Raw genomic sequence first — 24,804 nt, 5'->3', positions numbered from 1 at the left:
TTCTGTCCAGGCATGGCCGCGTCAACCTACCGGCGCCCCGTGGCGGGCGATGCACCCACGCCCGCTGGTGGCACGCGCAGCGCTCGCAGCACTCCGACCAGCAGGACGGCGAGCACCACGAGCGGGCCGGCGAGCTGCGCCACGAGGGCCGCGGTGATCGGCTCCGACCCAACCACCAGTACCACGAGGAACACGACGGATCCGGCAATCCACCCGATCGTGACCGTACGTTGACGGGCGAGCGCCACGAGCGTCGGCTGCACGACGAGCGCCAGCATCATCACCAGCGTGGCTGTGCCGAGCAGCGCGAGCGTGCCCACCGACGGGCGGTACGCGGTGTTGAACAACTGCTCCGCGGCCCACGGGCCGAGCCACACGCAGCCGGCCACCCCCAGCACGCCCAGGCCGGCCACCAGGCCGAGCACCTGCCACAGGCGCCGGGTCAGCTCCTCGTGGCGCCCCATGGCCGCCGCGCGCGTGACCTGCGGCAGTAGCACTGCCTGCACCGGCGCGAACAGGAACAGCGGCACTCGGGCGAGCACGAACGTCGACCCGAAGACGGCCGCGGCCACGAGGTCGTCCGGCGACCGGTAGGTCACGACGACCGGGGCGAGGTTGGCGAGCAGCTGGCTGAGCGCGATCGCCCCCGCGAGGTACAGCAGCGAACGCCCCATGCCGTCGGGGCTCGTCACGACGTCCGTCGCCGGGAGCTTCAGCGCCGGCCAGACGCTCAGCGCGGCCACCGCGGAGCCGACGGCGAAGGCGAATCCGAAAGCGGAGGGCTCCTCCAGCGCGAACGCCAGCAGGGCGAGGCAGGGCAGCAGCCGGACCGCACCCTCGACGTACAGCGTGCGCGCGTACACGGTGAAGCGCTGCTGCCCGCCCAGCAGGCCGCGCGCCCAGTAGACGGCGCCCGACCCGGCGATCGCGACGAGCAGCGCGGCGAACAGGCCCGGACGCCATTCGAGGACCCGGCCCAGCACGAGCGGCCACGCCACGAGAACGACCGCGACGAGACCGGCGAACGACCAGAGCGCGAGCACCGCGGCGCGCCGGGCGACCGGACGCAACGGCTCCCCGCGCGCCGCCGCGGCGCTGACCGCGCGGCTCGTCTCCTGCTCGAGCGCGGCGAAGACCCCCGGCCCGATGATGTTGACGAGCATGTACAGCGAGATGAGGGCGTTGAGCGCGCCTGCGTCGGCCGGGCCGTGGAACACGTGGCCGACCACCGCGACGAACGCGTAGCCCGCCGCACCGAGCACCCCGAGTCCCGCGGCGAGATGCGCCGCGGTGCCGAGGCGGCGTGCGGGTATCACGTGCCCACGGTAGTGGGCTGGGTCCGGCCTGCTCAGATCCGGGCGAGCGTGACGAACTCGTTATACGGGAAGATCCGGCCGGCTGCGCGCGGGAACGGGAACGAGTACTGCCGCACCACCGTCAGCCCCACGGTCTCACACAGGGCCGCGACCTCGGCGAACCCGCAGAATCGGACGTGCGTGGCGTCGGTGGCGTAGCCCTTCTCCTGCGGGGTGATCAGCACGACCTTGCCGCCCGCGCGCACGAACGGCAGGTAGGTCTTCAGCAGCCCGACGGCGTCGTCCTCGGACATGTGCTCGACGACGTGCGCGGCCAGCAGGCTGTCGAACGACCCCTCACGCGCGTGTGCGCTGGTGAAGAACTCGTCCGCCGTGTACGCCACCAGCCCGCGCTCGCGCGCCACCGACACCGAGGCCGCGTTGTGATCGACCCCCACCCCCTCGCCGCCGAGGTGGGCCAGGTTGCGCCCGAGGCCGCAGCCCACGTCGAGGGTCCGGCCGAGCTCGAGCCGGCGGATGTTCCAGCGGTACGGCGCCTGCACGTCGAGCCGTTGCTTCCACCGCGCCTGTTCCAGGTTCTTCAGACGTTCGGCGTAGTCGGGGGCGTCGGTACGCGGCCGACCCTCTGGCGCAGTCACATCTCTCAGTGTGACGGCCATGCCCTCATGAACGCTGCCCCACCCCACCGATGGAAGAACTCTTCCTTCACGTCGGAGCGGCCCGGCTGCGAGCGTCGTCGGCACGATCGCGTGCCGGGCGGCGCCCGGCCCAAGGGGGGAGAGCCAATGGCCCGCATCGCCACGATTCCCGGTGACCCGGAACAGGCGCGGCGTCTCTCCGCCCTGTACGCGACGGTGGAGACCCGCGCGCAGGAGATCCAGTCGCGGCTGCGCGCGATCGAGACCGGGATGGGACCGCAGCTGTGGCGCGGCGAGGCCGCCGACGGCTTCACCGCCCTGCTGACCCGGACCGGTCCCGACCTCACGCGGCTCGCCACCTCGTACGCGATGGCGAGCCAGGCACTCGCCACCTACGCCACAGAGCTCGCCGCCGCGCAGGACGCTGCCCGCGCGGCCGCGGCGGAGGCGAGCACCGCGAGTGCGGACCGAGACCGAGCCACCGCCGACCACGACTCGGCACGGTCGGACGCCGATCGGCACGCCACCGCGGCAGCCGACGCCCAGCTGCGGTTGGACCCGGTCGACGCCCAGGCCGCCGAGCAACGCGGGGCAGACGCCCTTCAGCGTGCGCAGGCCGCCCGGACCGCCGCCGACCAAGCGGGGCAGGCGCTCCAGGCCGCACAGCGAAAAGCCGACGAGGCGGCCGGCCAACGCGACGCCGCGGCCGCACGATGCGTCAGCAAGCTCGAAGAAGCCAGCAGCGCCGGGATCGAGATCCGCAACCTCGCGCAGCCTCCGACCGCGGGCAGCACGCCGCAGAACGGGCCCGCCGGGGCGAGCACCGTCCGGTCGGGAACCCCCGCAGGCGCGACGGCCGAACAGACCACGGTCGACGGCATCGAGGACGGCGCCGGCGCCGCCCTGGTCGGCGCGACCCTCGCCGGTGCGGCGCACCGCGTCATCGGCCCGGCCGCGACCAGCGTCGTCCGGTCTTTCACCTCGGCGCCCGGCCCGATCCCACCCCCACCTCCAGCCGGCGCCCGGCCGGCCGAGAACGCCGCGTGGTGGCGAGCGCTCGACCCCGCCCAGAGGCAACAGGTGCTGGCGCAGCACCCGGAGTGGATCGGCAACCGCGACGGCGTCCCCGCCGCCGACCGGGACAAGGCCAACCGCGCCCTCCTCGACCGGGAGAGAGCCCGGGTCGACCGGGAGCTCGCCGCGGCCACCGCCCGTTTGGCGACAGCCGAGGAAGCGTTGCCTCCGGGAATGGAAGGCCAAGGCGAAACCCGCGACCGGCTCCAGCTTCCCCTCGAGATCGAGCGGCTCGCCGAGCAGCGCGACGCCCTCGCTGCGGTGACCAACGCGATCGCCGGGCCGGATCGGCAACTGCTGCACCTCGAGGTGTCCGGGCACGCGGAACCCCGTGCAGCGGTTGCGGTGGGAACCATCGACGGCGACGGGAACCTCGTCGGTGTCGATACCGCCGACCACGTCGCGGTCTTCACCCCCGGGTTCACCACCACCGTCACCGACAGCCTGAAGGGATACGTCACCGACATGGGGGGCCTGCGGGACCTGACCCACGATCAGTTGGTGAGCGCCGGACGAGGAGGCGAAACGGTCGCGGCTGTCGCATGGCTCGGTTACGACGCACCGCAGTGGGACACCCTCGGCGACCCCGGCCAGTCCGTCCTCGTCGACGACGCCGCTGAGCAGGGCGGCGCCCAGCTCGCTGGTTTCATCGAGGGACTCCTCGCTGCTCGCTCCACCGACCCGCACCTGACCGCGCTGGGCCACTCGTACGGCTCCACGACCACGGGACACGCCCTCCAACTGGTCGACGGGGTCGACGACGCGGTCCTGTTCGGTTCCCCCGGCGCCTCCACCGGTGACATCGGCGACCTCCGCGTTCCGCCCGGACATCTGAGCGTGCTGGAGGCCCGCGGGGACTGGATAGCCGACCTCGGCAGCTTCGGCGGGGACACCAACCAGCTCGGCGATGTCACGAACCTGTCGGCCGCCGAGGAGACAGCGCCCGACGGCACGAGGCTGCTCGAGTCCGAGGGCCACAGCGAGTACCTGGTGCCCGGCACGACCAGCCAGCACAACCTCGCCGCCACCGTCGCCGGTCTGCCCGACAAACGCATCACCGGTCCCAACACCGGCGTCGGCGACCTCCTTCGCGAGGCGTGGGACGCGTTCTGATGACCACACCGCGCCGACCGCCCGCCCGTTCCCCGGAGTCACGCCGACCCCGGCAACCTCGATTTCTCCATTCGGCCCCGCGGCCGAGGGCTCGGCCCGTAGCCTCCGCTGACGTGGACGGATTCACCGGGCCGATCACCGGCACCGCGGCACACCACCGGCTCCGACGTCGCCAGCAGCCAGCTGTCGGTGTCGTCCTGCTCACCGCGCTCGTGCTGTTGCTGTGCGTCGGCTGCAGCAGCCCTGCCCCGTCCACCCAGGAGAAGACGATGGACCCCCAGGCCGAACTGGCTGCCCGCCCCACCCTCGAAGAGATGACCGCCCGCTACGACGACATGCTGCAGCGCATCCGCGACCGCCTCGACACCGAGTTCGGTCCGTTCACCTGGTACAGATCCAGCGGCCGTACCTGGGGCACCTGCGGCAACAGGTTCCCGAGTCACCTCGGTGGCCACACCACCACCTCGCCGGCGTGGGTGACCGACCGCAACATCCCGGATGATCAATGGCCGCACGCCAAACGGATCGTCGCCGAGATCACCGCCGAGCACGGCTTCACCACCATGGGCCTGCAGATCGACAGGCCCGGCGACCACACGACCAACGGTTTCGACACCACCCTCGACGCCCACTACCGATTCATCACAAACCTCGCCACCGTCCTCCGGGTCAGCAGCGGCTGCCATCGCTCCACCAACCCCACCCCGTGGGTGCCCTCCACCCCCACCGCCGAGGCCCCTTGACACGCTGTCGGGCGCAGCCAATTGGCGGCACGCCGACGGTGGCGACCCGGTATGCCTCCGGAGACGCAGGTGAGGGCGGCGCGGCGAGAATCCTTGCGACGCGACGGGAGCAAGTAGTGACAACCAGCACGAACGTCGCCCTGCAACTCTCGGCCCTCATCACGATCATCGTGGTCCGACTGATCGATCCGGGATGGATGGTCATCATCGCGGTCCTCACGATCATCCCGCTGATCATCATCGCGCTCCCGCTCGTGTTCGCGCTGGCGACGCGCCGCCGCGGCCACTGGTGCGGTGTCTGAAACGCGATAGAGGCTGACCAGATATCGCAACACAGACAAACTGGCGCCCGCCACACTCGAGGTCATGACGATCTCGACTGCTCGCACGGCCCAGGAGGCCATCCAGCGCCGGCTCGATGACCTCGTCGAATCCGGGGTCGAGCTCGGCGCGCAGGTGGCCGCGTACCTCGGAGACGAGCTCGTGGTCCACGCCTGGGCCGGTACGGCAGATCCGGCGACCGGACAGCTCGTCGACGCGAGGACGCTGTTCCCGGTCTTCTCCGTCGGCAAGGGGATCCTGGCCACCGTGGCGCACCGGCTGGTGGAGCGCGACGCGTTGCGCTACGACACCAGGCTTGCCGAGCTGTGGCCCGAGTTCGGCGCGCACGGCAAGGAGACGATCACCGTCGCCCACGTGCTCGAGCACAGCGCCGGGATCCCCTACTTCCCCGCCGGCCTGAGCCCCGACGACCTGACCGACTACGACCAGGTGGTGTCCCTGATCGCCGACCTCGAACCGGCCTGGGAACCCGGCACGAAGACCGGCTACCACAGTCTCACGTTCGGCTACCTCATGGCGGAGGTCGTCCGGCGGGCCACCGGGCGCACCATCGACGAGGTCGTCCGCACCGAGCTGGCCGTGCCGCTGGGGATCGAGGACGAGCTGTTCGTCGTGCCGCCCGCGGAACAGGCGGACCGGCTCGCCGACATCGACGCCGCCGACTTCGTCGCGCTTCAGGCGCAGCTCCCCGGCGGGAACGCCTTCCAGAGGGTGGTGGGCGGGATACTGGCCGACTCGATCGTGCCGCGACGCGTCGCCCCGGCGGGTCGGAGCTGGGCCATGGACGCCTTCCTTCCGTTCAGCGCGACGATGACGGCACGCGCGGGTGCCGCGCTGTACGGCGCGCTGGCGAACGGAGGCGGGGTGCTGCTCTCCCCGGAGCGGGTCGCGCTCGCCACCCGCATCCGCCGCCGCGACGTCGACCAGATCATCGACGCTCCGGCGCTCAAGTCGCTGGGCTACCTGCACGCCGACCCGGTCTCCGGTGGGGTGGAGACCGCGTTCGGCTTCGGTGGCCTTGGCGGGGCGGAAGCCTACGCCGACCCGGAGCGGCGGCTCGGGTTCGCGTTCACCCACAACCGCCTCACGCCACCGACGGCCGAGGAGAGTGCGCCAGGGCTGGCTGCGCTGCTGAGGGCGAGCCTCGGCGTGGGCTGAGGGGTTCACGCACCCCTGCTCGCGCCCCGCGCTCGCGCTGCAAAGACTCATAGCTCCTCAGGCCGCCATGATCACGAAGATCGGGACCTGGCGCTCAGGTATGAACGCCAGGTCCCGTTTCCGCTGATCAAGGACCGAGACTCCTCCTCGAGCGCCGCCGCTCGACTCGCGTACCAAGCGATCTCGCACGCTCCCGGTCGAGGGCACCCGTGTAAGACGCCGAGAACCCGGCGAGCTCGGCGACGGCGCGCAGCGACAGGCCACGCCACAGCCGGATCTCGCGCAGCCTCCGCCCTACCGGGGCACCGCTGGACTCGGACATCTCGGATCTCCCACCGGCCTGCTGGCGTCCACCACCGTACGCGGAGCGCCCGTTACGATCCCGCCGTGCGCGCCGTAGTGACCGGTGGGGCCGGGTTCATCGGCTCCAACCTCGTGGATTCCCTTGTCGCCGACGGCGCCGACGTCCTCGTGCTGGACGATCTCAGCCACGGCTCGGCCGCCAACCTGGCGGGCTCCCCCGCCGCCGAGCTGGTGGAGCTCGATGTGCGCGACGAGGCGGGTGTACACCGGGCCATCACCGGGTTCGCGCCGGATCTGGTGTTCCACCTCGCGGCGCAGATCGACGTGCGGAAGTCGATGGCCGACCCGGCCACCGACACCGCGGTCAACGTCCTCGGCTCGGTCAACGTCTTCTCCGCGGCCCTCGCCGCGGGCGTGCGGCGGGTCGTGAACACCTCCACCGGAGGGGCGATCTACGGCGAGACCGACGTCGTCCCCACCCCGGAGACCACCCCCACCGACCCGCTGTCGGCGTACGGGCTGGGCAAGCGCACCGTGGAGCGGTACGGCAGCTGGTTCCGGCGCAGCCACGGGCTCGACGTCGTCACCCTGCGGTACGGCAACGTGTACGGCCCTCGCCAGGACCCGCGCGGCGACGCGGGCGTCATCGCGATCTTCTGCGACCGGGTTCTCGCCGGGCAGCGACCCACGGTGTTCGGGGACGGCCGCCAGACCCGCGACTACGTGTTCGTCGGCGACATCGTCACCGCCAACCGGGCGGCCGCGGCCGCGAGCGACCTCCCGCACGAGGTCTACAACGTCGGCACCGGCACCGAGGTCGACGTGCTCACCCTCGCGGAGGCCGTTGCCGCGGCGGCAGGCGTGGACGACTTCGCGCCCGAGTTCCTGCCCGCCCGCAACGGCGAGGTGCTGCGCAGCTGCCTCGACGTCACCCGCGCCCGGTCCGAGCTGGGGCTCCCCCCGCCGACGAACCTGACCGACGGGCTGCGTGCCACCCTCGACTGGGTGCGCACCCTCCCCCGGGAGCCGTCGCCGTGAGTGACCTGCGGGTGTCGCAGACGTCCATCCCCGGCCTGCTGCACGTCGACCTCGTCCTGCACCACGACGGGCGCGGCTGGTTCAAGGAGGCCTTCCAGCGCGCGAAGCTCGAGGCGCTCGGGTTCCCGCCGTTCGAGATCGTGCAGAGCAACGTCTCCTACAACGCCGAGGTGGGCGTCACGCGCGGCATCCACGCCGAACCGTGGGACAAGTTCATCTCCCTCGCGCACGGCAGGGCGTACGCCGCGATCGTGGACCTGCGGGCGGGCGAGTCGTTCGGGCGGGTGGAGACGTTCGAGCTGCACCCGGGCAACGCGATCTTCGTGCCCCGCGGGTGCGGAAACTCCTACCAGACGCTCACCCCGGACGTCGTCTACTCGTACCTGGTCAACGAGCACTGGACGCCGGATGCGCGGTACACGCTGATCCAGGCGTTCGACCCCGCGCTCGGCATCGAGTGGCCGATCTCCGAGGACAAGGCGATCCGCTCCGACAAGGACCGTGGCCACCCACCGCTGTCCGCCATCGCCCCGACGGGAGTGTGACGTGCGGGTACTGGTACTCGGAGCAGGCGGGCAGGTGGGGCGGGCGTTGGCCGCCGCACTGCCGGACGCCACCGCGCTGCGCCGCCTCGACCTCGACATCGCCGACGCCGCGGACGCGTCGATCGACTGGGCGGCCTACGACACGATCGTCAACGCCGCGGCGTTCACCGATGTGGACGGCGCGGAGACCGTCGAGGGCCGCGCCGCCGCGTGGCGGGCCAACGCCACGGGGCCTGCCGCCCTCGCTGCGATCTGCCGGCGGACCGGCTCGACGCTGGTGCACCTGTCCACCGAGTACGTGTTCGACGGCCGGTCCGCGCTGCCGTACCCGGAGGACGCGCCGGTGTGCCCGCTGTCGGCCTACGGCGCCTCCAAGGCCGCGGGCGACCTCGCGGTGCAGGGCGTCGAGCGCCACTACCTCGTGCGGCCGAGTTGGGTGGTCGGCGACGGCCACAACTTCGTGCGCACGATGCTGCGGCTGGCCGGGAAGGGCGTCGAGCCCTCGGTGGTGGCCGACCAGGTCGGGCGGCCGACGTTCGCCACCGAACTGGCCTGCGCGATCGTCCACCTCGTGACGAGCGGAGCCCCGTACGGCACCTACCACGTGACGGGCGGCGGCGAGCCCGCGTCATGGGCCGACGTCGCCAGGGCCACGTTCGCGCTGGCCGGGCACGGCGACCTGCGGGTCACCGACACCACCACCGCCGAGTACTTCGCCGACAAGCCGCACGCTGCCCGCCGCCCGCGGAACAGCGTGCTGGACCTGTCGAAGGCGGCCGCGGCCGGCGTGGAGCTGACGGACTGGCGCGAGCGGCTGGCGGAGTACGTCAGGTCCGGTTCTTGAGGGGTTCCCACCACGTGCGGTGGTCGGCGTACCACCGCACGGTGCCGGCGAGCCCGTCCTCGAACGACGTCCGCGGGGCGTAGCCGAGCTCGTCGGCGATCTTGGACCAGTCCACGCAGTAGCGGCGGTCGTGGCCCTTGCGGTCGGCGACGGGCTCGATCATCGACTCGTCGGCACCCACGGCGGCGAGCAGCCGCATCGTGAGCTCCTTGTTGGTCAGCTCGATGCCGCCACCGATGTTGTAGACCTCGCCGTCGCGGCCCTTCTCCGCGACCAGCTGGATGCCGCGGCAGTGGTCGTCGACGTGCAGCCAGTCGCGGACGTTGAGGCCGTCGCCGTAGAGCGGCACCTTCTTCCCGTCCAGGAGGTTGGTGACGAACAGCGGGATGACCTTCTCCGGGAACTGGTGCGGCCCGTAGTTGTTCGAGCAGCGGGTGATGCAGACCGGCAGCCCGTGCGTGCGGTGGTAGGAGCGCGCGAGCAGGTCCGAGCCCGCCTTCGACGCCGAGTACGGCGAGTTCGGCTCGAGTGGGTGCGTCTCCGGCCATGCGCCCTCGTCGATCGAGCCGTACACCTCGTCGGTGGAGACGTGCACGAACCGCGAGACGCCGCACTCCAGCGCCGACTGAAGCAGGACCTGGGTGCCGACGACGTTGGTGGAGACGAAGTCGGCTGCGCCTGCGATCGAGCGGTCGACGTGCGACTCGGCCGCGAAGTGCACCACGACGTCCGTGCCGGTCATGACCTCGGCGACGACGTCCGCGTCGCGGATGTCACCCCTGACGAACCGCAGCCGCGGGTCGGCCGCGCACGGCGCGAGGTTGCTGAGCGTGCCCGCGTAGGTGAGCAGGTCGAGCACCACGACGTCGGCGTCCGCGTACGCCGGGTAGGCGCCCGCGAGCAGCGACCGCACGTAGTGCGAGCCGATGAAGCCCGCTCCCCCGGTCACGAGGACCCGCACCCGAACCTCCTACCCGGCGAAAGTCTTCGCCACGTCCATCACGTACTCGCCGTAGCCCGACTTCGCCTGCCGCTCGCCCAGCGCGTAGCACGCGGCCGCATCGATGAATCCCATCCGCATCGCGATCTCCTCGATGCAGGCGATCCGCACGCCCTGCCGATTCTCCAGCACGCGCACGTACTCGCCCGCCTCGAGCAGCGACTCGTGCGTGCCGGTGTCGAGCCATGCGAACCCTCGGCCGAGGTCCACCAGCTTGGCCGTGCCGCGCTCGAGGTAGGCGCGGTTGACGTCCGTGATCTCCAGCTCGCCGCGGGCCGACGGCATGAGCCCTGCCGCGATCTCGACCACGTCGTTGTCGTAGAAGTAGAGCCCGGTGACCGCGCGGTTCGACCGCGGGTGCGCCGGCTTCTCCTCGATCGACAGCAGCCGGCCGTCGGGGCCTGCCTCCGCCACGCCGTAGCGTTGCGGGTCGCGCACCGCGTAGCCGAACAGGACACAGGCGGCCACCCCCTCTGCGACGTCGGCGATCGAGCGTTGCAGCAGCCCGGAGAAGCCCGGCCCGTGGAAGATGTTGTCGCCGAGCACCAGCGCCGCCGGGTCGGACCCCACGTGCTCGGCGCCGATCACGAACGCCTCGGCCAGCCCGTTCGGCTCGGCCTGCTCGGCGTAGCCGATGGAGAGGCCGAGCTCGCCGCCGTCACCGAGTAGCCGCTGGAACGCCGGGACGTCCTGCGGGGTGGAGATCACGAGGATGTCCCGGATCCCGGCCAGCATCAGCACCGACAGCGGGTAGTAGACCATCGGCTTGTCGTAGACGGGCATCAGCTGCTTCGACACCGCACGCGTGATCGGGTGCAGCCGCGTGCCCGACCCGCCGGCCAGGATGATGCCCTTCATCGGGGCGGCTTCAACTCGGCGCCGTCAGAAGTAGACGGCCAGCGTGAGCGTGCCCACCCACAGCAGCGCCAGCACCTGCAGGACGCGGTCGCCCAGCGCGATCTCCTCGGGCTCGCCGCCGTTGCCCGAGTCGACATCGACGGAGTAGCGCAGCACGGCGATCACGAACGGCACGATCGAGATCACCGACCACATCTGGTTGTGCCGCACCACGCCGATGTCGAAGGCCCACAGCGAGTACGTGGTGATCAGCACCGTGGCCGAGAGCGCCCACACGAACCGCAGGTAGGACGCCGAGTAGCTCTCCAGCGACTTGCGGATCTTCGCGCCGGTGCGCTCGGCGAGCATCATCTCGGCGTACCGCTTGCCTGCCACCATGAACAGCGAGCCGAAACCGGCGACCAGCAGGAACCACTGCGAGAGCACGATGCCCGTCGCCGCGCCACCCGCGATGGCCCGCAGCAGGAAGCCGGAGGCGACGATGCAGATGTCCAGGACCGCCTGGTGCTTGAGCCAGTAGCAGTAGCCGATCTGCACCGCGATGTACACGGCGAGCACGATCACCAGCTGGACGCTGGCCAGCGAGCTCAGCGCGAGCGCACCCACCAGCAGCACGGCGGCGACGCCCATCGCGAGCCCCGGCGGGACGATGCCCGCGGCGATCGGCCGGTTGCGCTTCGTGGGGTGGGCGCGGTCGGCTGCCACGTCGTTCGCGTCGTTGACCAGGTAGATCCCGGACGCGGCGATCGAGAACGCCACGAACGCCACCGCGAGCTCCATCACGATGCCCTGGCGCAACAGGTCGCCGCTCGCGAACGGCGCGGCCAGCACGAGGACGTTCTTGACCCACTGCCGCGGCCGCATCGTCTTCAGCACGCCCCGGGCGACGCTCACGGGCGTGCGGTGCGGGACGGCCTGCTCGGTGGGCACGTCGGTGCTGGTCATCGCTTTTCCTTCCGGATGACCCGGCGCGCCACGGCCGCGACGGCGGCGCCGAGAGCGGAGCCCGCGAGGACATCTGTGGGGTAGTGGACGCCGAGCACCATCCGCGAGAGCGCCATCGACGGCACCAGCGCGGCAGCCAGCGGCTTGCGCAGCAACGCACCGAACAGGATCGCTGCCGCGGTGGTGGATGTGGCGTGCGCCGACGGGAAGCTCAGCCTGCTCGGCGTGCCGACGTGCACCTGCACGCGCGGGTCGTCCGGCCGCGGCCTGCGCACCACGCGCTTGACCCCGACCGACGCCCCGTGCGCCACGGCGACCGCGGCCGTCGCGGCGATCCAGTCCCTGCGGCGCTTGCGGTCGACCAGCGCGCCGATCGCGCCCATCGCCAGCCAGCCGGCCGCATGCTCGCCGAAGAACGACATCCCGCGCGCGACCCGCACGACGGGTGGATGCCCCAGCGTGCTCTGCACGGCCTCGAGGACTCGGACCTCGGCCGCTGCCGGCGGGACGTCGACCGTGCCGTCCGGCTCGAGGATCGGGACGGCGTGCTGGCCGGGGCGGTCGAGGAGCTCGGCCACAGGTGGGGCCTCCAGTACGGCGTGGCGGGCAGTGCGCCCGGTGATCGGTGCGGCGCTGCGCCGCACGGAGTGCGCTGTCGTCGCCCGATGCTACGCCCGGTCACCCTACGTAGTCGGGTGTGGGCAGAACCGTGTCAGAACCAGCGCTCCAGGACGAGCGCCAGACCATCCTCCGCGTTGCTCGCCGTGACCTCGTCGGCGACCTCCATGAGCGCCGGGTGGGCGTTGCCCATGGCGACGCCGTGGCCGGCCCAGCGCAACATCTCCAGGTCGTTGGGCATGTCGCCGAACGCGACGACGTCGGCCGCCGTCACACCGTGCCGCCGCGCCACCTCGGCGAGGCCGGTGGCCTTCGTGACACCGGGCGGGGACACCTCGACGAGCCCGCGCGGGTACGAGAACGTGAGGTCCGCCTCGTGGCCGATCACCGGCGCGAGGGCGGCGACCATCGCGTCGCTGGACAGCCGCGGATCGCGGATGAGCAGCTTCACGGCCGGCCGGTCCAGCAGAACGGAACGGTCTGCCGCGACCCCGTCGCCGTCCTCCCATGCGTGCCGGTATCCGGGCTCGGCGACGAACGGCGCGCCGAGGTCGACCCGCTCGACCGCGAGCGCGCACCCCGGCAGCGTCTCAGCGGCGGCCGCGGCGATCCGGGCGAGCGCGTCAGGAGCGAGGGTCTCGGCCCAGAGCACGCGGCGCTCAGCGGCGTCGTAGAGCACGCTCCCGTTGGCGCACACAGCGAGCGCGGCGACGTCCAGCTGCGCCACGACGGGCGGGATCCACCGCGGCGGCCGCCCGGTGACCAGCACGAAACCGACCCCGGCCGCGACCAGCCGCTCGACGACGGCGACCGCACGCGACGACACCCGCTCGTCGGGGTCGAGCAGGGTGCCGTCCACGTCGGTGGCGACGAGCCTGGGTGGTTGCACTCGCCCAGGGTACGTTCGCGGCGCGCGCGCCCCTGGTTTCAGAGGCGCACGGGCATCAGCAGTGAGACCGATCGGGGCGACTCGGCGCTGATGGCCAGCGGCGTGATCGGTCCGTCGAGGGTGAGCAGCAGCTGCCCGTCGCCACCCGCATCGAGGGCCTCCAGCAGGAACTCGCGGTTCACGGCGACACCATGGCCGTCGCTGACGCTGACGCCGTCCGGCCCGCTCTCCACGAACGTCACCTCGTACTCAGCTCCGTCGCGACGCATCCTGCGTGACCGCGCCGCCGCCATCGCGGCACGCAGGGCGGCGCCGGTCAACATCAGACGCGGATGACGTCGAGTCCCATGACACCCTCGACCGGGCCGAAGTCGTCGTCCTGCGTCACGACCGGAAGACCGCGGGATGCGGCGACCGCTGCGATCCAGAGATCGTTGACGTTGACCCGTCGACCAGTCCCGGCCAGATGCACACGCATCCGCGCCCAGGCACGCGCGGCCGATTCATCAATGTCGATCAACTCGATATCAGCGACAGCGTCCAGCGTGGCTAGGCGACGGGCTCGGACGTCGATGTCCGTCGCGGCCAGCACACCGGCCTGCAGTTCCGCCAATGTCACCACCGACACGGCTGTCTCATCGGGGATCCGCTGCTCGTCGAGCGGCCTGCCGCTCTCCAACGCGATGAAGACGCTCGTAGCCAGCAGACCCTTCACCGGATGGGTCCGAGGTCGTCAGTCGTGTCGCCTGCGAGCCGGGCGAGGTCGTCACGGAGCCCTGGATCCGCTTGAACCCGACGGAGCCGGGCGACGAGCTCGTCGCGCCGGATCCAGGACCTCCGGGACCGCTGCACCGGCACCAGCTCGGCCACCGGGCGGCCGTTGACCGTGACTGTGACGCGCTCACCTGCCTCGACTCGTCGCAGAACGCCCGCGGTGTCGTTACGGAGCTCACGCGAGGGAACGCTCGACATGCCTACGACCGTAGCACCTACGTAGGCCAACGTAGCCTTCAGCCGAGTGGGTACCCATCAGCCATGTCCGACGAACGCAAGCTCCTACGGAGTCTTCTCGACCGCGCGGGCACCACCTACGCCGAGCAGGCCGGGATCCGACTGAAGGACAGCCCGGCCCCGCTCTACCGCCTGCTCGTGCTGTCGGTCCTGCTCTCGACCCGGATCAAGGCCGACATCGCGGTGGACGCCGCCCGCGCGCTCGCCGACGCCGGGATGGGGACGCCCGCGAAGATGCGCGAGGCGTCGTGGCAGGACCGCGTGGACGCACTCGGCAGGGCGAGCTACAAGCGCTACGACGAGAGCACGGCGACCGCGCTCGGCGAGGGCGCCGAGCTGATGCACCGCGAGTACGGCGACGACCTGCGGAAGCTGCGCGACAGCGCCGACGGTGACCCGAAGCGCGTCCGGGAGGCGCTCACCGGGTTCCCGAGGCTGGGACCGGTCGGTGCCGACATCTTCTGCCGCGAGGCGCAGGACGTGTGGCCGTCGCTTCGCCCCGCGATCGACGGCAAGGCCCTCGACGGCGCGCGCCGCGTCGGCCTGCCCACCGACCCGGACGAGCTGGCCCGCCTCGCGCCCGGCTCGGAGCTCGCCCCGCTGGCGGCGGCGCTGGTGCGGGCGGCGCTGGACAAGTCGCTCGTCGAGGAGGTCAGGGCCGCCGCGTGACCGTCAGAGGATGGCGACGGCCACCACGAGACCGAGCGCGAGGTGGGCGGCCGAGACGACGAAGGCCTGGGCCTGGATGCGGTCGGCGGCCAGCACGCTGCCGATGTCGATGCCCGTGACCCACTCCAGCAGCCGCACGCCGCCGACCTGCGCCACGATCCCCACCAGGCCGAAGATCAGCGACAGGAGCAGGCCCTCGAGCAGCCCACCGCTCGACGCGTAGATCGCGACGACCACGATGAACGCCATGCTCACCATGCCCGCAGCGGTGATCACCACGGCGTTCGGCAGCCCGTCCCGGACCATCCGGTTGAGCTTGCCAGGCGTAGTGAGGTCGACGGCGTAGAAGCCGAGCAGCATCAGCAGGACGCCGAGCACCGCGTAGAGCAGGATCGCGCCGACGCCGCGGCCGATCACCTCGCCGAAACCCGGACCGATCTGGGCCAGCGTCACGAAAACCTCCATCAGAGCGTCCGGGGGAGCATCAAGTTGCGGGGATGCGGTGGGGGACGAACGCCGCGCCGTCGTCGGTGACCAGCCCGACGGTCTCGCGGATGCCCAGCCCTGCCGCGGTGTCGCCGATCACCCACGCACCCAGCGCGGGACGGTAGCCGTCGAACTCCGGGAGCGGGTCGAAGAGCTGGTAGACGTACCCCTCCTCGCCGTACACGCCACCCGTCTGGTGCTCCATGCCGGGCGCGACGATCGAGATGTTCGCGCCCTCGCGGCCCAGCCGGGGCTTGCGGACGTACTCGGTGAGCAGGCCCGGCTGGTCGAGGTAGGCGGGGAGCAGGTTGGGGTGTCCCGGGTACATCTCCCACAGCACGGCGAGGAGCGCCTTGTTCGACAGCAAGGCCTTCCACAGCGGCTCCATCCACAGCGTCTCGGGAAGGCTGCGGACGACGCCCTTGCCGAACTGGTCGGTGAGCGCCCACTCCCAGGGGTAGAGCTTGAACACCGTCGACATCGGCGCTTCCTCGAGGTCGACGAACCGGTCGAGGGCGGCGTCCCATCCGATGTCCTCGATGGCGAGGCCGATCGTGTCCAGGCCCGCCTCGGCCGCCGTCTCCTGCAGGTAGCCCGCGGTGACGTGATCCTCACCAGTGGTGTCGGCACCCGACCACGTGAAGTGGATCTCGTTGCTCGGCAGCCTGCCCTTGATCGTCGTCCAGCGTTCGACGAGCGCCTCGTGCAAGGAGTTCCACTGGTCGTCGCCGGGGTGGGTGTCCTTCAGCCAGTACCACTGCAGCAGTGACGCCTCGAGCAACGTGGTGGGGGTGTCGGCGTTGTACTCCAGCAGCTTGGCCGGGCCGCCGCCGTCGTAACGCAGGTCGAACCGGCCGTAGACGTGCGGGTCGCTCCGCTTCCACGAGGCCGCGACGCCGTCCCAGCACCACTCGGGCAGGGCGAAGTCGCGGTACCGCTCGGTGGTGACCACGTGGTCGACGGCCTGGAGGCACATCCCGTGGATCACCTCGACGTCGGCCTCCAGCGAGAGGACCTCGTCCATCGAGAAGGTGTAGTGGACGGACTCGTCCCAGTACGGCCTCGGCTCGCCGCCGATGCCACGGCCAGGAGTGTTGTAGACCATGCCCTGCTCGCGGACGATGGCCTCCCAGCCCGGCCGGGGCTCACCCGTGTGTCGCTCCATGACGACTAGGACCCGCTGCTCGAGCCGCCGCCGGAGACCCCGAGCCCACCCCGCGACACACTGCTGCTGCCGGACGAGACCGTCTTGCCCGACGAGGTGGTGACGCGGGTGCCCTCCCTCGGCACCGTCGTCGTGCCGCCCTGCACGCGCTGGCCGATGCTTCCGCTGCCGCCGTAGGTGTAGTGGTACTGCCGGCCGCCACCGCCGATGAAGATCGGGTAGAAGCCGCCCCCGTAGTGGGTGGTGCTGGAGGCGGCCGGGGTGGCGCAGTTCGAGTCGTCGACGATCACACCCTCCTCGTCGACGCACTGGGCCTGCACCTCGTCGTCGGACTGCACCACCGAATACCCGATGGCGATCAGCGCGACCACGCCGACGGTGACGCCGGTGCCGATCAGGATCCGCTTGCGTTTGCGCGCGGAGCGCTCCCGTTCCTCGGCCTCCTGGCGCTCGGCCTCCTCCGCCCGGCGTTCCGCGACCTCACGGGCGCGGCGCTCGGCGAGCGTGGGCTCGCGCGGGGTCGTGGTCTCGTCCTGGAAGCGCATCCGGCCGCGGCTACCTTCTTCCGGTGCCGGTGCGCCGTCGGGCTGCTCGTCCGGCCCACCGTCGCCATCGGTCTTGTCCTCGGGCACCGCTCGTCCCCCCTTCGGCTGCGCTCCCGGGCCGGTGACAGGTCCGTCCCGCGCGCCGAACCGTACCGGGACACCATCCACCGGCAAACGCTGACGCTCGCAGCACGCCAACGACCGATGGTCGCGCAGATCGACCCCGACCTCTGGACGTGACCGCAGGTAACGGCATGATGACGGCCGACATGGACCGACTGACCGCTCCCCACGGCCGGCCCCATACGCCGCAGCAGGCAGGTGCACCGCGCCTTCAGCCTGCTCCGCGTCCGGGCGACGCGCCCACCGTCGTCGTGCCCAACGTCAACCGCCTCGCCGCCGCGCGCGCCGCGGCGTTCGGCGATGCCGGCGGCACCCGCACCGGACGCCACGGCGTCCCGACGCCGTCGGCGCAACCGGCGCCCCCACCGCCAGCAGCGTCGCGTACCCCCGAGCCGCGGCTGGTGCGGCGCATGGTCCTCGGCGTCCTCATCGGCTCGCTCACCATGCTGGGCGTCGCCACCCTCGACTCGTTCGCCGGCGCCACCGTGCCCGTTCTGGGCACCCTCGCGGCACTCCCGGCGGCAGCCGGGTCGAGCGCGCGTGAGGTCCCCCCGCCCCCGGCCACGCCGGGCACCTGCCTCATGTGGTCACGTCCCGACGCCGCCGACACCGAGGTCGTCGACTGCACGCAGCCCCACCTGTTCGAGCAGGCCGGCTCCGTCGCGCTCGCAAGCGACATGGCGCTGCCGGACGACCGTCAGTGGCGCCAGCTGGTCAACGAACGGTGCCAGCCGGTCGTTCTCGACTACCTGGGCGGCAGGTTCGACCCGGACGGCCGCTTCCGCGTCGGCGCGCTGAAGCCCTCGCCGTCCAAGTGGGCCGACGGCGACCGTGAGCTGCGGTGCGGCGTGCAGAGCGCGTCCCGGTCCGGCGCGCTCCTCCCGCTCGCCGGCCGTGCCGCCGAGTCCGAGCAGGCCGCGGTCCACGACCCGGGCACCTGCCTCGCCATCGACGGCCGCACGATCGGCGACCCCGTGGACTGCTCGGGGCCGCACGCCGTCGAGACGGTCGGGATCGTGGAGCTCTCCGAGAAGTTCCGCGACGCCTTCCCCGCGGTCGGCGACCAGGACGCTTTCCTGCAGCCCCAGTGCGCGAAGATCGCCAACGAGTACGCGGGCAGTGCCGACGCGATCTCGGACAAGGGCCTCACCGTCTACTGGGACAACATCACCGAGACGTCCTGGAACGCCGGCACCCGCAAGGTCAACTGCAACCTCGCGGCGCTCCTGCCGGACCGGAGCGGGTTCGCGCCCGTCACCGGCCCGGTGAAGGGCGACGTCGTGGTGGGCGACGAGCCGGCTCCGCCTGCCACCAACACGCCTGGGTCCCCCGCCCCGAGCACGCAGGCGCCGCCCACCGACGGGCCGCCCGCCGAGGAGCTCCCCACGGCGACGCCGACGCCCGCACCGACGAGCGCGCCCGTCGAGCCGGAGCGTCCCGAGGAGCCGGCACGGCCCACCGCCACGACCCCGCCCGCCCCGGAGCGTCCCGAGGAACCCGAGCAGCCCCAGCCGCCGGTGGTGAGCGTGTCCCCGACCGCCCCCGTGGCGGGCCAGTAACGGGCGCCGCCACCGTCGCCGGCGGCGGTGCGAGTATCCACCGGTGGACATGAACCGGCGGCAGTTCGAGGAGCTCGTCGCGGATGCCCTCGACACCATCCCGCCCGAGCTCACCGCCGCGATGGACAACGTCGTGGTGCTCGTCGACGCCCGCCACGACACCGATCCCGAGCTGCTGGGGCTCTACGAGGGCGTGGCGCTCACCGAGCGCACGTCGAGCTACGGCGGCGAGTTGCCGGACCGGATCACGATCTACCAGGACGCGATCCTCGACGTCTGTGACACCGAGGACGACGTGGTGCACGAGGTCGCCGTCACGGTCGTGCACGAGGTGGCGCACCACTTCGGGATCGCCGAGGCGACCTTGCACGAGCTCGGCTGGGGCTGAGCGGAACTCCTACGAGACCCGGTAGGCCAGCCGCGAGGGCAGGGCGAACAGCCACGTCGCACCCAGCGCCGTCAGCGCCCGGTGGGTGAGCAGCGAGAGGGCCGTCAGGACCAGCACCAGCACGAACGGCAGCGCGTACGCCGCCGCGACCGGAAGCGCGACGTACCGCACCCCGATCATGATCGCGGCCAGCCACATCATGTGGATCAGGTAGATCGGCAGGGTCTGGGTGCCCAGCACCACGAGCGGCCGGCCGATCCGGTACTGCGCGATCCACGCTGCGAACAGCACGCCCGACCCGACCGCGAGACATTGCAGGGCGAGCGCGATCCCGGGAATCGTCCTGAGCCCGAACGCGACCGCCCCGACCGCGGCCCCGACGCACGTCGCGGCTCCGGCCACGACCCACAGGAGGCTGGTGGCCCGCGCCAACCGCTCCACGAACTCCCGGGCGTGGCAGCCGAGCAGGAAGAAGAACAGGAACCGCGACATGTAGGTCCAGCGTGTGTCGCCGAAATCCACCATCTCGGCTCCGACCAGCGCCGACAGCGTCCCCGTCACGCCCAGCTGCAGCCAGACCGGAAGGGGGCGCGCGAGCTTGGTCACCACGGCGAACACGGCGAGCGCGTACAGGAACCACATGCTCGGGCCGGGCAGCAGCAACGCCAGCACGAACGCGAGCGGGTCGGCCGACCCGTCCGGGTCCACATCGGGCGGCACGACCGTGGCGAAGAAGGTGAACCGGATGATCGTCCAGATCGCGTACAGGTAGAGGAAGAACGCGACGCGCTTGTGCAGCACCGCCCGCCACGGCGCCGCGAGGGGGCCGGCGGCGAGCAACCCCGATGCCAGGAAGAAGAGGGGCATGCGGAGCGAGGCCAGCGCCTCGTTGGCGGTGACGACGGCACTCGGCGCCTGCCCGGATCTCTCCATGAACCACACGATGTGATGGGCCACGACGAGGAGGATCGACATGCCCTTCGCGGCGTCGACCCAGTCCAAGCGGGCAGCCGTGCGTCGCGTCGGTGCGTCCACTGTGCTGCTCAACATCCACCCTCGGTCGGTTGCGCGGAACACCATGGCAACCACTTGCTGTGATGAAGCTGAGATGTGGACCCGGCGACCGAACCGCGATCAGGCCGGCGTGCCGCCCGCGGTGACGTCACCGGCGACGGGCATGGCGCCGTCCCAGTGCTCCAGCGCCCAGCCGTCACCGTCGGGGCGCAGCACCACGAGGCCGGTGTTGGGCAGGAAGCGCGTCTCCGCGGTGTCGCCGAGCAGTGCGGCCGCGGCGAGGCGGATCGCGGCGCCGTGGCTCACGAGCACGATGTCGCCGCTCGCGCCGTCGAGGATGCCGTCGAGTGCGGGCAGGAACCGGTCGCGTACGTCGCGGGCCGACTCGCCGCCGGGGAGCCGGGCGTCCAGGTCTCCGGCCCACCACGCCTCGTAGACGGCCATGAAGCGCTCGAGGGCCGCCCGGCCGGAGCGGCCTTCGAGCTCGCCGCAGAACACCTCGTGGACGCCGTCGACCACCCTGACGTCCAGGCCGTGGGCAGCGGCGACCGGCGCCGCGGTCTGTTGAGCCCGCACCGCCACCGATGCGTGCACCGCGCTGACCGGATCGGCGGCGAGCCGCGCGCCGAGCGCGGCCGCCTGCGTATGTCCCCGCTCGTTCAGCGGCAGGCCCGGCGGGCGGGTGTCGAGCATGTGCTGCACGTTCGCCGCGGTCTCCCCGTGCCGCGCCATGACGAGACGTACGCCGCTCATGCAGTACCCCCCGCGCGCAATCCGTCGAGCCACTTCTGTGCAGCCGTGAACTGCTCCGCGTCCGCGCCCCCGATCGGCAGCGGCGACGTGCTCGGGGCCGCCGTCGACGCGCCGTTGCCGGCACGCGGGTACGAGCCGAGGAACCGCACGCGATCGCACCTGCGGTGCAGCGCGGCGAGCGCCTCGCCCATGGCCGGCTCGGCGACGTGCCCGGTGCAGTCGAGGTGGAACCAGTACTCGGCGTGCCGGTCCTTGATCGGCCTGGACTCGATGCGCGTGAGGTCGATTCCACGCACGGCGAGCTCCGTGAGCAGGCCGAGCAGCGCGCCGGGACGGTTCTGCGTGGTGGCGGCGAGCGAGGTGCGGTCGTGCCCGGTGGGCGCGGGTGGCGGCCCCGGCGGGGAGACGAGCGCAAACCGGGTGATCGCACCCGCGTTGTCGGCGATGTCGTCGGCGATGATCTCGAGGCCGTGCTGCTCGGCGGCCAGCGGCGCCGAGACGGCCGCGTCGAACTCGCCCCGGGCCACCTGCGCCGCCGCCTCGGACGTCGAGGCCGACAGCAGGACGTCGGCTTCGGGCAACTGGGCGGCGATCCACTCCCGGGTCTGCGCGATGCCGTGCGGGTGGGACGCGACCGTGCGCACGTCGGCAAGACGCGTGCCCGGCCGCACCAGCAGCGCGAACCGGACGGCGAGCATCGCCTCCCGCACGATCACCAGCGGCGGGTCGGCGACCAGGCCGTCGAGCACGGCGGGAACCGCACCCTCCACGGAGTTCTCGATCGGGACGCAGCCGAGGTCGGCCGAACCGTCCCGCACGGCGGCCAGCACGGCCGGGGATCCGGTGGAGGGCACGAGCTCGGCGCCCGCGGCCTCGGGCATGGACCGCAGTGCCTGCTCGGTGAAGGTGGCGCGCGGCCCGAGGAACGCGATGCGGGTCACGCAGGCGACCCTACTGTGGGGGCATGGGCAGCCTGACGCTGGTGCTGGTGGCCGTTGACACTCCGATGGCGCGGGCATGGCGCGCGCTCGCGGAGGGCCGCGCCGGGCTCGTCGTGCACGAGGGCCCGATCACGGACGTGGCCGTCGACGCCGTGGTGAGCCCCGCCAACTCGCTCGGGATCATGGGCGGTGGCATCGACGCCGTGTACGCGCGCTGGTTCCCCGGCATCTCCGAGCGGGTGCGCGCGGCGTCCGGCGGGGAGCTGCCCGTCGGCGAGGCCGTGATCGTGCCGACCGGTGTCGAGCACCCGGCCTGGCTGGTGAGCGCGCCGACGATGAGCAGGCCCGGCCAGCGGCTCCCACCCGACGGCGACGCCGCCCGCGCCGCGGCCGGCGCGGTGTTGCGGCTCTGGCGCGACGGCTCACTGCCCGAGGGCACCCCGGTCCGCGACGAGGTGCACACGATCGCCATGCCCGGCCTCGGCACGGGCGTGGGCGGGCTGTCCCCCGAGGTGTGCGCGCAACGAGTGGGCGAGGCGCTGGACGAGGTCCTCGGGGAGGCATGACCCCGACTCACCCGCACCCAGAGCGCGACTCGCGGAACGTCAGGTGAGCAGGCCGAGGCCTGCCAGCTGGGTGGCCGGCACGGGCTCGGGGTCGGCGCCGCAACGCGACAGGAGCCCGCGCACGCCCTTGACAGCGCGCTCGGACAGTCCCGTGAGCTCTCGCGCGAGGCCCGCGCCATCGCTGGACTCGAGCGCCTCGCGGACGTCGCCGCCACCCAGCGCCCGTGCGACGCCCACCAGCAGGTTGAGGATGCCGTGGCGGCGCTGCTCGTCCTGCTCGCTGCGGACGACCTGACGCAGCCCGAGCGTGGTGAACGGCCGCCCGGTGTCGACGACCACGTGCAGGAACTCCTCCACCTCCGCGACCGACGGCACGTCGGAGGCGCGGGGGCCGCCGCAGCGCAGCTTCGGCGCGCACCCGTGCTCGGCGACGCGGCGCACGGCGCCAAGCCACGCACTGATGTCAGCGGGCTCGAAGCCCGCAGGCCTGCGAGGCTCGACCACGGCCACGACGTCCTCTGGCACGAACTCCGACACCCGCTCCAGCCAGATCGCGTCGACGTCCGGTGGCGCCGCGGTCTCGACGGTGCGGGGCGTCAGGAGGCTCGAGCGCGAGAAGACCATGGAGAGCGCCTTCGGCACGGCCCCGAGCCCGGTGTCGACCACGAGCGACACGTCGACAGGGCGCGTCGGCACCGACCGGGCCAGCTCCTGGACCAGCGCGGGAAGCCGCGACACCGGGCAGACGAGCTGCCCGACGAGACCGCCGTACCGGCCGTCCCGTTCGCTCAGGTACCGCGATACGACGGCGTCCACGCCGGGCGCCACCGACCGCGGCTGCAGCAGGCTGATGTCATCGACCAGCTGCGCGAAGAGCGGTGGGATGGCCCATGGATCCGCACCAGCCGCCGTCGTCACGGTCACAGACGCTAACGGGTGGGCTTCGGCCGTGTGACAGCGGCCGTAGGTTCGCGCCCTGGACACCTGCCGGAGCGGCCTATAGCTTAGGCTCACCTAAGTCACGGAGGTGTCCTGTTGGGATCCACCCGGCCCCGCCGACCGCCCGCTCCGTCGGCTGCCGAGCGCGCCCGTAGCGTCGCCGCCCGCGGCGGAACGGCGAGCCTCGTCGGCACCGGCGCACCCCAGGCCGTTCCTCTCGTGCACCACGTGCGCGCAGACGGTTCCGCGGTGCTGCTGCTGCACGACGACGAGCCCGTACTCGACGCGATCCGGAGTGCGCCCGGCGGCGAGTTCGCGGCGATGCTCGAGATCACCGACCACGCCCCCGTCGACCTCAGGGAGCCCGTCCGCGGGCTGCTGTGGATCACGGGCCGGCTGCGGGTGCCGGAGCCCGACATCGCCAGGCGCATCGCGCTGCAGGTCGCTGACGTGCGCCCGCACGCCGACCTGCTGCGGCTGGGCCACGGCGCCACCCTCGTGCGCCTCGACCCGGGATCGGCCGTGCTGTCCGACGCCGAGGGCACCGCCGCACTCACCCCCGTCGACCTGGCCGCCGCATGGCCGGACCCGTTCTGCCGCTACGAGGGCCACTGGCTCGCCCACCTCGAGGATTCGCACCCGGACGTCCTCGACGTCCTCACCAGGCACCTGCCGCCCGCTCTGCGCGACCTGCGCGAGGCACGGCTGCGCCCACTCGGGATGGACCGGTACGGCCTGCGCCTGCGGCTCGAGGCGCCGGGCCGCGACCACGACGTGCGGATCGCGTGGCCCGAGCAGGCCACCACGGTGGAGGAGCTGCGCACGCAGATGCAGCACCTGATCGGGTGCCCGATGCGGCGCGGCGTGGACGTCGACCCGCTCGGCGGAAGCAGACCCGCTAGCTAGCTGACCGGGGACTGACCGGCCCGCACCCGCTGGGTGACCCGGCGCTCGGCGATGAACGACGCCACCGGGATCGTGCCTGCCACGAGGATGAGCAGGGCGTCGAGCGGCTTCCACCGCCCCCGCTCGGCCAGCAGCAGCGTGCAGACGATGTAGATCATGTAGAGGAAGCCGTGGGTGACGCCCACGACCGCCACCAGCTGCGGCTGCCCGAAGATGTACTTCATCGGCATGGCGATCAGCACGAGGACGAGGAGTCCGACGCCGGTGACCCATGCGGAGATGCGGTAGGCGAGCAGGGCGGTCTGGATCGGCACG

General features: G+C 72.1%; 30 protein-coding genes. 12 read left to right on the top strand and 18 right to left on the bottom strand.

The window, feature by feature from the left end; translation table 11 throughout:
- Positions 1 to 26: 26 nt before the first annotated feature.
- Positions 27 to 1,316 carry a lipopolysaccharide biosynthesis protein gene (locus tag K1T35_RS00580; protein WP_220258242.1) on the bottom strand — a complete coding sequence of 430 codons (1,290 nt, stop codon included), beginning with the start codon at positions 1,314 to 1,316 and terminating at the stop codon, positions 27 to 29.
- Between the two features lie 32 nt (positions 1,317 to 1,348).
- Positions 1,349 to 1,954: a bifunctional 2-polyprenyl-6-hydroxyphenol methylase/3-demethylubiquinol 3-O-methyltransferase UbiG gene (locus tag K1T35_RS00575; RefSeq protein ID WP_255621443.1), complete on the bottom strand. Its 606-nt coding sequence runs from the start codon at positions 1,952 to 1,954 to the stop codon at positions 1,349 to 1,351.
- A 147-nt stretch (positions 1,955 to 2,101) separates the two neighbouring features.
- Between K1T35_RS00575 and K1T35_RS00570 the strand changes: the two genes are divergently transcribed.
- From K1T35_RS00570 to rfbD, 7 genes are all read left to right on the top strand, one after another.
- On the top strand, positions 2,102 to 4,141 hold the full coding sequence (locus tag K1T35_RS00570) for an alpha/beta hydrolase (protein ID WP_220258240.1): 2,040 nt from the start codon (positions 2,102 to 2,104) through the stop codon (positions 4,139 to 4,141).
- A 113-nt stretch (positions 4,142 to 4,254) separates the two neighbouring features.
- A complete protein-coding gene (locus K1T35_RS00565) occupies positions 4,255 to 4,884 on the top strand; it encodes an LppA family lipoprotein (RefSeq protein WP_220258239.1) in 630 nt (209 codons plus the stop codon).
- A gap of 116 nt (positions 4,885 to 5,000) precedes the next feature.
- Positions 5,001 to 5,186: a hypothetical protein gene (locus tag K1T35_RS00560; RefSeq protein WP_220258238.1), complete on the top strand. Its 186-nt coding sequence runs from the start codon at positions 5,001 to 5,003 to the stop codon at positions 5,184 to 5,186.
- A 64-nt stretch (positions 5,187 to 5,250) separates the two neighbouring features.
- The gene (locus tag K1T35_RS00555; protein WP_220258237.1) at positions 5,251 to 6,384 is read left to right on the top strand and encodes a serine hydrolase domain-containing protein; all 1,134 of its coding nucleotides are present in this window, start codon (positions 5,251 to 5,253) and stop codon (positions 6,382 to 6,384) included.
- 387 nt (positions 6,385 to 6,771) lie between these two features.
- Positions 6,772 to 7,725, top strand: coding sequence for an NAD-dependent epimerase/dehydratase family protein (locus tag K1T35_RS00550; protein WP_220258236.1), 954 nt, complete (start codon positions 6,772 to 6,774; stop codon positions 7,723 to 7,725).
- Positions 7,722 to 8,270, top strand: coding sequence for a dTDP-4-dehydrorhamnose 3,5-epimerase family protein (locus K1T35_RS48635; protein ID WP_255621442.1), 549 nt, complete (start codon positions 7,722 to 7,724; stop codon positions 8,268 to 8,270). The genes K1T35_RS00550 and K1T35_RS48635 overlap by 4 nt, the downstream gene beginning before the upstream one ends.
- Before the next feature lies 1 nt (position 8,271).
- Positions 8,272 to 9,114 carry a dTDP-4-dehydrorhamnose reductase gene (gene rfbD / locus K1T35_RS48630; protein ID WP_255621441.1) on the top strand — a complete coding sequence of 281 codons (843 nt, stop codon included), beginning with the start codon at positions 8,272 to 8,274 and terminating at the stop codon, positions 9,112 to 9,114.
- Here the strand turns inward: rfbD and rfbB are convergent.
- The 8 genes from rfbB to K1T35_RS00505 form a co-directional block, all read right to left on the bottom strand.
- Positions 9,098 to 10,075 carry a dTDP-glucose 4,6-dehydratase gene (gene rfbB / locus K1T35_RS00540; protein ID WP_220258235.1) on the bottom strand — a complete coding sequence of 326 codons (978 nt, stop codon included), beginning with the start codon at positions 10,073 to 10,075 and terminating at the stop codon, positions 9,098 to 9,100. The genes rfbD and rfbB overlap by 17 nt on opposite strands.
- A 9-nt stretch (positions 10,076 to 10,084) precedes the next feature.
- Complete coding sequence (rfbA, locus tag K1T35_RS00535; protein ID WP_220258234.1) at positions 10,085 to 10,972, bottom strand: glucose-1-phosphate thymidylyltransferase RfbA; 888 nt, start codon at positions 10,970 to 10,972, stop codon at positions 10,085 to 10,087.
- A 24-nt stretch (positions 10,973 to 10,996) separates the two neighbouring features.
- Entirely contained in the window at positions 10,997 to 11,917 is a 921-nt protein-coding gene (locus K1T35_RS00530) for a decaprenyl-phosphate phosphoribosyltransferase (RefSeq protein WP_220258233.1), read from the bottom strand.
- On the bottom strand, positions 11,914 to 12,453 hold the full coding sequence (locus K1T35_RS00525; RefSeq protein WP_370645549.1) for a phosphatase PAP2 family protein: 540 nt from the start codon (positions 12,451 to 12,453) through the stop codon (positions 11,914 to 11,916). The genes K1T35_RS00530 and K1T35_RS00525 overlap by 4 nt, the downstream gene beginning before the upstream one ends.
- Before the next feature lie 176 nt (positions 12,454 to 12,629).
- Positions 12,630 to 13,424, bottom strand: a complete 795-nt coding sequence (locus tag K1T35_RS00520; RefSeq protein WP_220258232.1) for an HAD family hydrolase — start codon at positions 13,422 to 13,424, stop codon at positions 12,630 to 12,632.
- A 38-nt stretch (positions 13,425 to 13,462) separates the two neighbouring features.
- A complete protein-coding gene (locus tag K1T35_RS00515) occupies positions 13,463 to 13,747 on the bottom strand; it encodes a hypothetical protein (protein WP_220258231.1) in 285 nt (94 codons plus the stop codon).
- Positions 13,747 to 14,139 (bottom strand): type II toxin-antitoxin system VapC family toxin, encoded by a 393-nt coding sequence (locus K1T35_RS00510; RefSeq protein ID WP_220258230.1) that lies wholly within the window; start codon positions 14,137 to 14,139, stop codon positions 13,747 to 13,749. The genes K1T35_RS00515 and K1T35_RS00510 overlap by 1 nt, the downstream gene beginning before the upstream one ends.
- Positions 14,136 to 14,396: a type II toxin-antitoxin system Phd/YefM family antitoxin gene (locus K1T35_RS00505; protein WP_220258229.1), complete on the bottom strand. Its 261-nt coding sequence runs from the start codon at positions 14,394 to 14,396 to the stop codon at positions 14,136 to 14,138. The genes K1T35_RS00510 and K1T35_RS00505 overlap by 4 nt, the downstream gene beginning before the upstream one ends.
- 63 nt (positions 14,397 to 14,459) lie before the next feature.
- On the opposite strand from K1T35_RS00505, the gene K1T35_RS00500 reads away from it, so the two are divergent.
- Positions 14,460 to 15,104, top strand: a complete 645-nt coding sequence (locus K1T35_RS00500; RefSeq protein ID WP_220258228.1) for an endonuclease — start codon at positions 14,460 to 14,462, stop codon at positions 15,102 to 15,104.
- A 3-nt stretch (positions 15,105 to 15,107) separates the two neighbouring features.
- Here K1T35_RS00500 and K1T35_RS00495 read toward each other — a convergent pair whose 3' ends face one another.
- Genes K1T35_RS00495 through K1T35_RS00485 form a run of 3 tightly spaced genes read right to left on the bottom strand, consistent with a single transcriptional unit; the run spans position 15,108 to position 17,387 of the window.
- Positions 15,108 to 15,569 carry a DUF350 domain-containing protein gene (locus K1T35_RS00495; RefSeq protein WP_220258227.1) on the bottom strand — a complete coding sequence of 154 codons (462 nt, stop codon included), beginning with the start codon at positions 15,567 to 15,569 and terminating at the stop codon, positions 15,108 to 15,110.
- A 19-nt stretch (positions 15,570 to 15,588) separates the two neighbouring features.
- A complete protein-coding gene (locus K1T35_RS00490; protein WP_220258226.1) occupies positions 15,589 to 16,755 on the bottom strand; it encodes a glutathionylspermidine synthase family protein in 1,167 nt (388 codons plus the stop codon).
- A gap of 5 nt (positions 16,756 to 16,760) precedes the next feature.
- Positions 16,761 to 17,387, bottom strand: a complete 627-nt coding sequence (locus tag K1T35_RS00485; protein WP_255621440.1) for a hypothetical protein — start codon at positions 17,385 to 17,387, stop codon at positions 16,761 to 16,763.
- A 149-nt stretch (positions 17,388 to 17,536) separates the two neighbouring features.
- On the opposite strand from K1T35_RS00485, the gene K1T35_RS49595 reads away from it, so the two are divergent.
- Together K1T35_RS49595 and K1T35_RS00475 are read left to right on the top strand one after the other, a co-directional pair.
- Positions 17,537 to 18,982, top strand: a complete 1,446-nt coding sequence (locus K1T35_RS49595; RefSeq protein WP_220258225.1) for a septum formation family protein — start codon at positions 17,537 to 17,539, stop codon at positions 18,980 to 18,982.
- 49 nt (positions 18,983 to 19,031) lie between these two features.
- Positions 19,032 to 19,370, top strand: coding sequence for a metallopeptidase family protein (locus K1T35_RS00475; RefSeq protein ID WP_220262294.1), 339 nt, complete (start codon positions 19,032 to 19,034; stop codon positions 19,368 to 19,370).
- Positions 19,371 to 19,379: 9 nt separating this feature from the next.
- Here K1T35_RS00475 and K1T35_RS00470 read toward each other — a convergent pair whose 3' ends face one another.
- From K1T35_RS00470 to pheA, 3 genes are all read right to left on the bottom strand, one after another.
- Positions 19,380 to 20,420 (bottom strand): acyltransferase family protein, encoded by a 1,041-nt coding sequence (locus tag K1T35_RS00470; RefSeq protein ID WP_220258224.1) that lies wholly within the window; start codon positions 20,418 to 20,420, stop codon positions 19,380 to 19,382.
- A gap of 84 nt (positions 20,421 to 20,504) precedes the next feature.
- Positions 20,505 to 21,137 (bottom strand): histidine phosphatase family protein, encoded by a 633-nt coding sequence (locus K1T35_RS00465; RefSeq protein WP_220258223.1) that lies wholly within the window; start codon positions 21,135 to 21,137, stop codon positions 20,505 to 20,507.
- Positions 21,134 to 22,078: a prephenate dehydratase gene (gene pheA, locus K1T35_RS00460; RefSeq protein WP_220258222.1), complete on the bottom strand. Its 945-nt coding sequence runs from the start codon at positions 22,076 to 22,078 to the stop codon at positions 21,134 to 21,136. Before pheA ends, K1T35_RS00465 begins: the two co-directional genes overlap by 4 nt.
- Before the next feature lie 23 nt (positions 22,079 to 22,101).
- Between pheA and K1T35_RS00455 the strand changes: the two genes are divergently transcribed.
- On the top strand, positions 22,102 to 22,644 hold the full coding sequence (locus K1T35_RS00455; RefSeq protein WP_220258221.1) for a macro domain-containing protein: 543 nt from the start codon (positions 22,102 to 22,104) through the stop codon (positions 22,642 to 22,644).
- Between the two features lie 39 nt (positions 22,645 to 22,683).
- Here the strand turns inward: K1T35_RS00455 and K1T35_RS00450 are convergent, their stop codons facing one another.
- Positions 22,684 to 23,568, bottom strand: coding sequence for a hypothetical protein (locus K1T35_RS00450; RefSeq protein ID WP_220258220.1), 885 nt, complete (start codon positions 23,566 to 23,568; stop codon positions 22,684 to 22,686).
- A gap of 111 nt (positions 23,569 to 23,679) precedes the next feature.
- Here K1T35_RS00450 and K1T35_RS00445 point away from each other — a divergent pair, with 111 nt between their 5' ends.
- Positions 23,680 to 24,489, top strand: a complete 810-nt coding sequence (locus K1T35_RS00445) for a DUF2470 domain-containing protein (protein ID WP_220258219.1) — start codon at positions 23,680 to 23,682, stop codon at positions 24,487 to 24,489.
- Here the strand turns inward: K1T35_RS00445 and K1T35_RS00440 are convergent.
- Positions 24,486 to 24,803 carry a DUF3817 domain-containing protein gene (locus K1T35_RS00440; protein WP_220258218.1) on the bottom strand — a complete coding sequence of 106 codons (318 nt, stop codon included), beginning with the start codon at positions 24,801 to 24,803 and terminating at the stop codon, positions 24,486 to 24,488. The genes K1T35_RS00445 and K1T35_RS00440 overlap by 4 nt on opposite strands.
- Position 24,804: the final 1 nt, after the last annotated feature.

This window comes from Pseudonocardia sp. DSM 110487, from assembly GCF_019468565.1.
GTDB lineage: Bacteria > Actinomycetota > Actinomycetes > Mycobacteriales > Pseudonocardiaceae > Pseudonocardia.
Note: the sequence above shows the minus strand (reverse complement) of the source record. Positions and strands in the feature narration are given on the sequence as shown.

Coding starts and splice junctions, on each gene's coding strand:
- K1T35_RS00465 (WP_220258223.1), bottom strand. CDS start 21,137: ATGAGCGGCGTACGTCTCGTCATGGCGCGGCACGGGGAGACCGCGGCG.
- K1T35_RS00570 (WP_220258240.1), top strand. CDS start 2,102: ATGGCCCGCATCGCCACGATTCCCGGTGACCCGGAACAGGCGCGGCGT.
- K1T35_RS00555 (WP_220258237.1), top strand. CDS start 5,251: ATGACGATCTCGACTGCTCGCACGGCCCAGGAGGCCATCCAGCGCCGG.
- K1T35_RS00490 (WP_220258226.1), bottom strand. CDS start 16,755: ATGGAGCGACACACGGGTGAGCCCCGGCCGGGCTGGGAGGCCATCGTC.
- K1T35_RS00475 (WP_220262294.1), top strand. CDS start 19,032: ATGAACCGGCGGCAGTTCGAGGAGCTCGTCGCGGATGCCCTCGACACC.
- K1T35_RS00515 (WP_220258231.1), bottom strand. CDS start 13,747: ATGTTGACCGGCGCCGCCCTGCGTGCCGCGATGGCGGCGGCGCGGTCA.
- K1T35_RS00455 (WP_220258221.1), top strand. CDS start 22,102: ATGGGCAGCCTGACGCTGGTGCTGGTGGCCGTTGACACTCCGATGGCG.
- K1T35_RS00495 (WP_220258227.1), bottom strand. CDS start 15,569: ATGGAGGTTTTCGTGACGCTGGCCCAGATCGGTCCGGGTTTCGGCGAG.
- K1T35_RS00500 (WP_220258228.1), top strand. CDS start 14,460: ATGTCCGACGAACGCAAGCTCCTACGGAGTCTTCTCGACCGCGCGGGC.
- K1T35_RS00505 (WP_220258229.1), bottom strand. CDS start 14,396: ATGTCGAGCGTTCCCTCGCGTGAGCTCCGTAACGACACCGCGGGCGTT.
- K1T35_RS00530 (WP_220258233.1), bottom strand. CDS start 11,917: ATGACCAGCACCGACGTGCCCACCGAGCAGGCCGTCCCGCACCGCACG.
- K1T35_RS00470 (WP_220258224.1), bottom strand. CDS start 20,420: ATGTTGAGCAGCACAGTGGACGCACCGACGCGACGCACGGCTGCCCGC.
- rfbA (WP_220258234.1), bottom strand. CDS start 10,972: ATGAAGGGCATCATCCTGGCCGGCGGGTCGGGCACGCGGCTGCACCCG.